This is a genomic window from Roseobacter sp. CCS2, from assembly GCF_000169435.1.
Lineage (GTDB): Bacteria > Pseudomonadota > Alphaproteobacteria > Rhodobacterales > Rhodobacteraceae > Yoonia.
This window is the reverse complement of record NZ_AAYB01000001.1, coordinates 540,127-549,612: the sequence shown is the minus strand read 5'-3', so window position 1 is coordinate 549,612 and position 9,486 is coordinate 540,127. Positions and strand designations below refer to the sequence as shown.

The 9,486-nt window shown below is 54.9% G+C and carries 7 protein-coding genes; 4 read left to right on the top strand and 3 right to left on the bottom strand.

Annotated features, from left to right (window positions below):
* Positions 1-6: 6 nt before the first annotated feature.
* Complete coding sequence (locus RCCS2_RS02780; protein ID WP_008231151.1) at positions 7-1,044, bottom strand: rod shape-determining protein; 1,038 nt, start codon at positions 1,042-1,044, stop codon at positions 7-9.
* Between the two features lie 309 nt (positions 1,045-1,353).
* Positions 1,354-2,913, bottom strand: coding sequence for a 2-isopropylmalate synthase (locus RCCS2_RS02775; protein WP_008231150.1), 1,560 nt, complete (start codon positions 2,911-2,913; stop codon positions 1,354-1,356).
* A gap of 264 nt (positions 2,914-3,177) precedes the next feature.
* Here RCCS2_RS02775 and RCCS2_RS02770 point away from each other — a divergent pair, with 264 nt between their 5' ends.
* On the top strand, positions 3,178-3,840 hold the full coding sequence (locus RCCS2_RS02770) for an SDR family NAD(P)-dependent oxidoreductase (protein WP_008231149.1): 663 nt from the start codon (positions 3,178-3,180) through the stop codon (positions 3,838-3,840).
* Positions 3,837-5,360: a cryptochrome/photolyase family protein gene (locus RCCS2_RS02765; RefSeq protein ID WP_008231148.1), complete on the top strand. Its 1,524-nt coding sequence runs from the start codon at positions 3,837-3,839 to the stop codon at positions 5,358-5,360. The genes RCCS2_RS02770 and RCCS2_RS02765 overlap by 4 nt, the downstream gene beginning before the upstream one ends.
* 61 nt (positions 5,361-5,421) lie before the next feature.
* Here RCCS2_RS02765 and RCCS2_RS02760 read toward each other — a convergent pair whose 3' ends face one another.
* Positions 5,422-6,828, bottom strand: a complete 1,407-nt coding sequence (locus RCCS2_RS02760; RefSeq protein WP_037293438.1) for a 2-isopropylmalate synthase — start codon at positions 6,826-6,828, stop codon at positions 5,422-5,424.
* A gap of 147 nt (positions 6,829-6,975) precedes the next feature.
* On the opposite strand from RCCS2_RS02760, the gene RCCS2_RS02755 reads away from it, so the two are divergent.
* Both RCCS2_RS02755 and RCCS2_RS02750 read left to right on the top strand, forming a co-directional pair.
* A complete protein-coding gene (locus tag RCCS2_RS02755) occupies positions 6,976-8,637 on the top strand; it encodes an NAD+ synthase (protein ID WP_008231144.1) in 1,662 nt (553 codons plus the stop codon).
* Positions 8,627-9,460 carry a hypothetical protein gene (locus RCCS2_RS02750; RefSeq protein ID WP_008231143.1) on the top strand — a complete coding sequence of 278 codons (834 nt, stop codon included), beginning with the start codon at positions 8,627-8,629 and terminating at the stop codon, positions 9,458-9,460. The genes RCCS2_RS02755 and RCCS2_RS02750 overlap by 11 nt, the downstream gene beginning before the upstream one ends.
* Positions 9,461-9,486: the final 26 nt, after the last annotated feature.

The window sequence follows — 9,486 nt, the reverse complement described above, 5'->3', positions numbered from 1 at the left end:
GTTGGTTTAGCTGTCGTAGTCTATCACATGCCGCAGCTGTTTTTCATATTCCAGTGCGCGGCCTGTACCCAAGGCTACACAATTGAGTGACTCGTCGGCGACAGAAATCGCCAGACCGGTCTGTTCGCGCAATGCCAGATCAAGCTGGCCAAGCAATGCACCACCACCGGTAAGCATCACGCCACGATCTACAATGTCTGCGGCAAGGTCCGGCGGCGTTGCCTCCAACGCGGTCATGACAGCCTCGCAAATCTGTTGCACCGGTTCGGCCAAAGCCTCTGCTACTTGCGCCTGCGAAATCTCGGTTTCTTTTGGCACACCATTCAACAAATCACGGCCACGGATATGCATCGACTGCCCACGGCCATCATCGGGCATGCGTGCCGTGCCGATAGACGTCTTGACCCGTTCCGCGGTGCTTTCGCCGATCAGCAGGTTATGCTGGCGGCGCAGATAGTTGATGATCGCCTCATCCATGCGGTCACCACCAACGCGCACGGACCGCGCATAAACAATGTCGCCCAGTGACAAAACCGCCACCTCTGTCGTGCCGCCGCCGATATCCACAACCATGTTACCGGTCGGGTCCGTGATCGGCATGCCTGCACCGATGGCTGCCGCGATGGGTTCTGCAATCAGACCGGCGCGGCGCGCACCAGCTGACAAAACCGACTGACGGATCGCGCGCTTTTCAACCGGTGTTGCGCCATGCGGCACACAGACAATGATCTTGGGTTTTGAAAAAGTAGAGCGGCGGTGCACTTTGCGAATGAAATGCTTGATCATTTCTTCGGCGGTATCAAAATCTGCGATCACGCCATCGCGCATCGGGCGGATTGCCTCGATGCTGCCAGGGGTTCGCCCTAGCATCAGCTTGGCGTCTTCGCCGACGGCCAAAACCTTTTTCACGCCCTCTTTCACGTGGTAGGCAACCACTGACGGTTCAGACAAAATGATGCCTTTGCCTTTGACATAGACCAGCGTGTTCGCTGTACCCAAATCAATCGCCATATCCGAAGAAAACAATCCGCCGAAGCCTGCCATGCCAGTGGCCTTCCCAATCCCAGTGTGTCTTTATCGCGCATGCCCTGTTTCGCGCGTTTCATCTGGTTATAGAGACAGTGGCTTAGGGATAGAACCCCTGCTGACACGAAACGCGGCGGCAATCTGCCGCTTGTCTTTTTCTGCGTGTTTCAGTGGTATTTCGCTGTATCAACTGCATTCAAACTTACATTTTTACAACCTTACCTGTCGTTTGTCTGTGATTATGTTGCAACGTCACTTCATCCAAAACGAAAAGCGGCGATCCAAGGACTTGGATCGCCGCATTAAGATTGAGTCGCGCCAGTTGTACTATACGTCTTTGTAACTGACGCCCTTTACATCATATCCGGGCTCTGATTGTTCGCGGCGCACCAGTAAGCGGTTCAGCGCGTTGATGTAGGCTTTTGCGCTTGCAACAACCGTATCGGTATCGGCGGATTGTCCTGTCGCGATCCGGCCCTCTTCCTCCATCCGCACGGATACGGTCGCTTGCGCGTCCGTTCCTTCAGTGACCGCACTTACCTGATAAATTTGCAGGCGTGCACCATGGGAAAAGATTGCTTTCACAGCGTTGAATGTGGCGTCCACCGGGCCGTCACCTGTGGCCGATGTTTCAACATCGGCGCCGTCAACTTCCATCACCATATCCGCTTTTTGGGGACCATCCGTGCCACAAACGACGCGAAGGGATTTCAGTTTCAGGCGGTCATCTTCGGCATCATTTTGGGTGACCAAGGCCATCAGATCGTCGTCGAAGACTTCCTTTTTGCGATCCGCCAAATCCTTGAACCGCACGAATACGTCGTTCAGCTGATTGTCGGCCAGATCAAACCCCAGTTCATTCAGTTTCGCACGCAATGCGGCCCTGCCAGAGTGTTTGCCCAAGGGCAGAGATGTCCCAGCCAGTCCCACATCTTCGGGTTTCATGACCTCAAACGTTTCGCGGTTCTTCAGCATGCCATCCTGATGGATACCGCTTTCGTGGGCAAATGCATTCTTACCCACGATAGCTTTATTGAACTGCACCGCAAAGCCCGACACCGTCGCGACCCGGCGCGAGATGTTCATGATCTTACGCGTGTCGATTTTGGTGGTGTAGGGCATGATGTCGCCGCGCACTTTCAGCGCCATCACGACCTCTTCCAGTGCGGTATTCCCGGCGCGCTCTCCCAGACCATTGATCGTACATTCAATCTGACGCGCGCCACCTTCGACAGCTGCCAATGAGTTTGCCGTCGCCATACCAAGATCATTGTGGCAGTGGGTGGCAAAGATCACATCATCCGCACCCGGCACGGTTGAGATCAGATTGCGGATCAGATCAGCGCTTTCAATGGGGGCCGTATAGCCCACCGTATCGGGAATATTGATCGTTGTCGCACCCGCCTTGATCGCGATCTCGACCACGCGGCACAGATAGTCCCACTCGGTCCGCGTCGCATCCATGGGCGACCATTGCACGTTGTCACACAAGTTGCGGGCGTGGGTCACTGTGTCATGGATCCGCTCTGCCATTTCATCCATATCCAAATTCGGAATGGCCCGATGCAGAGGGGACGTGCCGATGAACGTGTGGATGCGCGGCGATTTGGCGTGTTTCACGGCCTCCCAACAGCGATCAATATCTTTGTAATTGGCGCGGGACAGGCCGCAGATGGTTGCAGATTTTGCCAGCTTGGCAATCTCGCTCACCGCTTGAAAGTCACCTTCGGAGGCGATTGGAAAGCCCGCTTCGATGATGTCGACGCCCATGTCGTCCAGCATCTCGGCGATTTCCAGTTTCTCGTCGTGGGTCATGGTGGCACCCGGTGATTGTTCACCGTCGCGCAGGGTTGTGTCGAAAATCAACACTTCGTTCGATTTGGTCATGTCTTGTATTCCTTTGATCCTTAGCTTGTCTTGGCGCGTTTCACCCTCTGAGCGGTCGCGCCGACAGGCACGCTCAGAGGCAGCTAAGGAGTAGGATGTCGCGCGAAAGCAGCCCCTTGGGGGCAAAGCTTGTGATATGTGCGCGGATCATCATGGGCCAGACTATAACGTGGAAACTTGCGTTGAAAAGGGTTTTGTGTCCCGCGCCCTGCCTTGTCCGCTGTAGTGCTGGCGCTAAGTTCGTTCAAACCAGAGGAGAGTGTAATGCGGGCATTGGTGATCGGGGCAAGTGGCGGGATTGGATCGGCCATTTCACAGCAATTACAACGTGATCGGTGGGACGTGACTGGCCTGTCGCGGTCTGTTGACGGGTTTGACGTTGCAAATGCCGCTTCGGTTGAACGCGGCATGACGCTGCAATCGGGCACCTTTGATTTGATTTTTGTCGCCGTCGGCATTCTGGCCCCGCTTGGTGGTGCACCTGAGAAAGCGCTGTCTGCGATCAAGCCTGACGATATGGCGCGTGTTTTAGCGGTCAACACAATTGGCCCTGCTCTGATCTTGCGGCATGCCGCCCGTTTGCTGCCAAAGGACAAGCGCGGCGTTGTGGCAACTTTATCGGCGCGTGTTGGGTCAATTGGCGACAATAAGATTGGCGGCTGGCATTCGTATCGTGCGTCCAAGGCTGCACTGAACCAAATCGTGCATGGGGCAGCGATTGAATTGGGGCGGTCACATAAGCAATCTGTTTGCGTGTCTTTGCACCCAGGCACTGTGGAAACATCGTTTACCCAGAATTACGCTGGCCGCCATAAGACGGTTCCCGCAACAGAAGCAGCTAGTAATCTACTGGCGGTCATTGAAAAGCTGACGCCAGAACATTCAGGTGGGTTTTACGACTATGCGGGACAGGAGGTCGTCTGGTGAGGCTTGTTCTTGTTCTCGGTGATCAACTTTCGTCAGGCCTGTCGGCCCTTCTTAAGGCTGACAAGGATAAAGATGTTGTTGTCATGGCTGAGGTCGCCGATGAGGCCAGCTATGTGCCCCATCACCCCAAAAAGATCGCTTTCACTTTTGCTGCCATGCGCAAGTTCGCGCAGGTGCTGCGCGCGGACGGTTGGACAGTAGCCTACACCAAACTGGATGATCCCGAGAATTCCGGGTCTATCACCGGGGAATTGATCCGGCGCGCCGCAGAATTTGACGCGGCGGGGGTGGTCTATACCGAACCGGGCGAATGGCGGTTGATTGAGGCGCTGGGTGATATGCCGCTTAAGACCCACAGCCTGCCTGATACGCGCTTTATCGCAACCCATCAGGATTTTGACGACTGGGCTGAGGGCCGCAAGCAGCTGCGGATGGAATATTTTTATCGCGATATGCGCCGCAAGACGGGCCTGTTGATGGATGGCGATAAGCCAGAAGGCGGCAAATGGAATTACGACCATGACAACCGCAAACCAGCGCCAGATCAGGTGGATTTCGGTGGGCCGATGCAATTCACCCCGGATGAAACCGTTTCAGAGGTGCTTACCCTTGTTGGTGACCGCTTTGCTGACAATTTTGGTGATCTGGAACCGTTCTGGTTTGCCACTGATACGGGTCAGGCCCGCCAGCATCTGGCCCATTGGCTCAAGGGTGGTCTGCCAAAGTTCGGTGATTTTCAGGATGCGATGCTGAACGACAACCGTTTTCTCTATCATGCGATCGTTGGGCTTTATATCAACGCAGGTTTGCTTGATCCGCTAGAGGTTTGTCAGAAAGCCGAGGATGCCTATCGCGAGGGTCATGCCCCGTTAAATGCCGTCGAAGGGTTCATCCGCCAGATCATTGGATGGCGTGAATATGTACGCGGCATCTATTTCCGCGAAGGACCAGATTACGTGACCCGCAACGCTTTGGGTCATGATCGCAAGCTGCCCGCGATGTACTGGGGCGGTGAGACGAAGATGAACTGTATCGCCAAATCGGTTGGCCAGACCAAGCAGGAGGCCTACGCCCACCATATCCAGCGCCTGATGGTGACAGGCAACTTTGCCTTGCTGGCCGGGATTGCACCTGCAGAGGTGCATGAGTGGTATCTGGCGGTCTATGCGGATGCCTATGAATGGGTCGAGGCCCCCAATGTCATCGGGATGAGCCAGTTCGCCGATAATGGGATCATCGCGTCGAAACCTTACATTTCGTCCGGCAATTATATTCACAAGATGTCGGATTACTGCGGGTCTTGCGCATACCGCGTGCAGGACAAGACGGGCGACAATGCATGCCCGTTTAATGTGTTATACTGGCACTTCCTGGACCGGCATCGCGCGCGGTTTGAAGGCAATCCACGGATGGGCAATATGTACCGCGTCTGGGACCGGATGGATGATGCGCGCAAGGAAACGGTGCTGAAAGAGGCTGGCGATTTCCTTGATCGTATGGATGCGGGTCAGCACGTCTAAGGGTTTCCAATGAAAAAGGCCGGTCTGAAACCGGCCTTGATCAGATTGAAAGAGGTTTCGTTTATTCGCTGCCGGTTGTCTCGGACACCAGCGCGCCATCGGACCAAATGCCGACGCTTTCCTGACCTGTCGCATAGCGCATGGTTCCTTCGCCTTCGCGGCGGCCACGTACAAAGTTGCCTTCGTAGACGTCACCGTTGGCATAGGTGGCAAGGCCTTCGCCATTGATTTCACCATCTTGCCATTCGCCTACATAGTTGAAGGCATCGGGCAGGGTGATTTCACCGTCGCCGTTGCGTTGACCGTTCAGGAATTCGCCAACATAGACCGTACCATCAGCATAAACAGCACGCCCAAGACCGTTGCGCTGGCCTTCGGACCATTGTCCTTCGTAGACATAACCGTCCGCATACGTCATCTTGCCTTGGCCGTGGTTCTTGGCGTTCAGAAACTCGCCTTCGTAGACAAGACCGTTCGCATACGTCGCCACACCAATACCGTTGATAACGCCGGCTTCCCAAGCGCCTTCATAGGTTGACCCATCTGGATAAGTGATCTTGCCAGTACCGTCGGCCAGATCGTTCATAAACGTGCCAACATAAACAGAGCCATCGGGGTAGGTAACTTCGCCTTCACCTTCGATTTTACCTTCGACCCATTCGCCGACGTAAACATAACCGTCCGTTCCACGAAATGTCCCGGTGCCGTGGCGACGGTCATTGACGAATGTGCCTTCGTAAGTGTCGCCGTTGGCATAAGTTACAAGCCCCTCGCCTTCGCGGCGGCCGTTTTCTAGTACACCCTCATAAACATCGCCATTGGGCTGGGATAATGTGCCAAGACCCTGGATCTGGCCGTCAACCCATGCACCGCTGTAAACCAGACCATCGGCCATGGTCAGCGTCCCTGTGCCATCACGTTCGCCTGCTTTCAGCGTCCCTTCGTATATCGCGCCATCGGGATAGGTGATTTTGCCTTCACCTTCCTTTTCGCCATTCAGCCATGCACCTTCATAGATGTAGCCACCCGGGCTTGTCATTGTGCCGGTGCCATGGTGCCGGGCATTCCGAAACTCGCCTTCATAAACTACGCCGTTCGCATACTCGGCGATTCCTTGCCCAGTGATGTTGCCGTCGACCCATTCGCCTTCAAATGTGCCGCCGTCGGCAAATGTGATTCGGCCCTGACCTTCTGGCTTGCCAGCGACAAACGATCCTTCATAAACGGACCCGTTCGGAAAGGTCGCGATCCCTTCACCGCGAATTTCGCCTGCAACCCACTGACCGGTATATTCATATCCGTTGGGGAGGCGGTAAGTCCCGGTGCCATCTTGCTTGCCATCGACAAAGGTACCTTCGTAGATACCACCGTCATCGTATTGCTTTGTTTGAACTTCTTGCGCTGCCGCACCTGTTGCCAAACTCGCGGCAATGATGGCGACCGCCACGGCTTTAGGTAATCCAAACATCGTCATCATTATCTCCGATCGCTTCATGGTTGGCACAGCTTATGAGAGGAGGTGCCACCTGACAACGGCGAACTGCCTCAAGTCGTCAAACGGCTTTCCCCCGCGCCTCTTTCTGCTACATGCATGCCAAGGCATTGGGACAAAACTATGACAAAATTTCTTCGCCTCACGATGGCACAGTTAAATGCAACAGTTGGCGATATTGCAGGCAACGCTGATCTGGCGCGTGCGGCATGGGCTGAAGCCAAAGCTGCCAAGGCTGATCTGGTCGCCCTGCCAGAGATGTTTTTAACCGGATACCAAACGCAGGATCTGGTCGCCAAACCTGCATTTGTTGCTGATGCGATGGTCCATCTGATGGCACTTGCGAAAGATTGTGCTGATGGTCCAGCCCTGTCGATTGGTGCGCCATTGGTGGAAGAAGAGCGGCTTTATAACGCCTATTTCACCTTGCGCGGCGGCGAAATCGTGGCACGCGCGCGCAAGCATTTTTTGCCCAACTTCAATGTCTTTGATGAGGTGCGCCTTTTCAAAAGCGCTGATATCGAAGGCCCCTACGCCCACAACAACGGGGCCCGCATCGGCCATCCGATTTGCGAGGATGCATGGTATCCAGACGTTTGCGAGGCGATGGTCGAAAGCGGGGCAGAGATATTGGTCGTTCCCAATGGCTCTCCTTACTTTCGGGACAAGTTTCCGATCCGCATGAATAACATGGTCAGCCGTGTCATCGAAAATGACGTACCGTTGGTCTATATCAATCTGGTCGGTGCGCAGGACGATCAGATGTTTGATGGTGGGTCGTTCGTGCTTAATCGTGGCGGAAAATTGGCAGTGCAGATGCCGCTGATGGAAAGCGCATTGGCGCATGTGGATTTTGAGCTGACAGATAGCGGTTGGGTCGCGCTGGATGGCGAGAAGGCAACACTGCCTGACATAATTGAACAGGATTACCGCGTCATGGTCGAAGCTTTGCGCGACTACATGCGCAAAACCGGTTTCAAGAAAGTACTGCTGGGTTTGTCCGGCGGGATCGACAGCGCAATTGTTGCGGCCATCGCCACCGATGCGCTGGGTGCCGACAACGTCCGCTGTGTGATGCTGCCGTCTGAGTATACATCGCAAGGCTCGCTTGATGATGCGGCCGCGGCCGCTGATGCGCTGGGGTGCAAATACGATACAATCAGCATCGCTGGCCCGCGCGCCGCGGTAACGGATGCGCTTGCCCCGCTTTTCGCAGGGCTAGAGGCCGATCTGACCGAAGAGAATATTCAATCCCGCATTCGCGGCCTGCTATTGATGGCGCAATCCAACAAATTCGGGGAAATGCTGCTGACCACCGGTAACAAGTCCGAGGTCGCAGTTGGCTATGCCACGATCTATGGCGATATGGCGGGTGGGTATAACCCGATCAAGGATATGTACAAAACCCGGGTGTTTGAGGCGGCACGCTGGCGCAATGCCAATCACCGTGACTGGATGAACGGGCCTGCGGGTGAAGTCATTCCGGTTGCGATCATTGATAAACCGCCGTCAGCCGAACTGCGCCCCGACCAAAAAGACGAAGACAGCCTGCCGCCCTACGACGTACTTGATGGCATCCTGATGATGCTGGTTGATGGGGAAGCATCTGTCGCCAATTGCGCTGCTGCAGGATATGACAGGGAAACGGTCAAGCGTGTCGAACATCTGATTTACATCAGCGAATACAAACGCTTTCAATCGGCACCGGGGCCACGCCTGTCAGATCGCGCTTTCTGGCTTGACCGGCGCTATCCGATTGTGAACCGTTGGCGGGATGACAGTTGAACCAGATTTTCCGATCCATGCGCAATTAAACCAAGCGCTTGGTATAGCCTGCGGCCCAGCGCGGGTACCAGAAGGCAAGGGGGGTCACGTCTATGTCGATGGGACACTTCACCGAATACTTGATATCAAGCGACGTTTGAAAGGGACTGCGGCGTACGCCTTTTCGGTGAACGAAAAAGAACTGATCCATATGTGCGCGCATCTGGATGTTGCGGTACTTGGATTTAAGGGACTGCGCACAACGACGATTGCACCTTTGCAAGATCTGCGCCGGCTTCGAAATCTTAGCCTATGGTGGGTCCAAAAGCTTGCGGATCTGTCGCCATTGTCGGACCTGATGCTTGCGGCGCTGGTTCTTGATGGCATCCGCAACGCCAATGATATCACGCCTATCAGTGCCATCAAGACACTCCGTGCGCTTACAATCGCGGGCGGCATAAACAGCGACCAAAAGATAAATACGCTGGAGCCTTTGACAAAGCTACCTCATCTAAGAGAGTTGCGGATGATGGCCATCAAGCTGGATGATGATAGCTTGCGTCCGTTGGCCCGGTGCGGGGCATTACGCGACCTCAACCTGCCCAGTACATTCCCGACCGAAGACTATGCCTACTTACGCGCCAAACGCCCAGATCTGCGCTGCATGACGCTCGCTGCGCATCAAAAGGCGAGCTATGTTTCAGAGGGTAAGAACATTATGGTCACCGGACGACGCAAGCCGTTCCTAAGTAGTACCAAAGATGTTGCGCGATTGGCCAAGTATGAAGCGCAATTTAATGCGCTGGTTGTAAAATATCAGGCCGCTGATACGGATGACGCATAAGGCAGTGCTCTGCTGCGCCTTTGTCG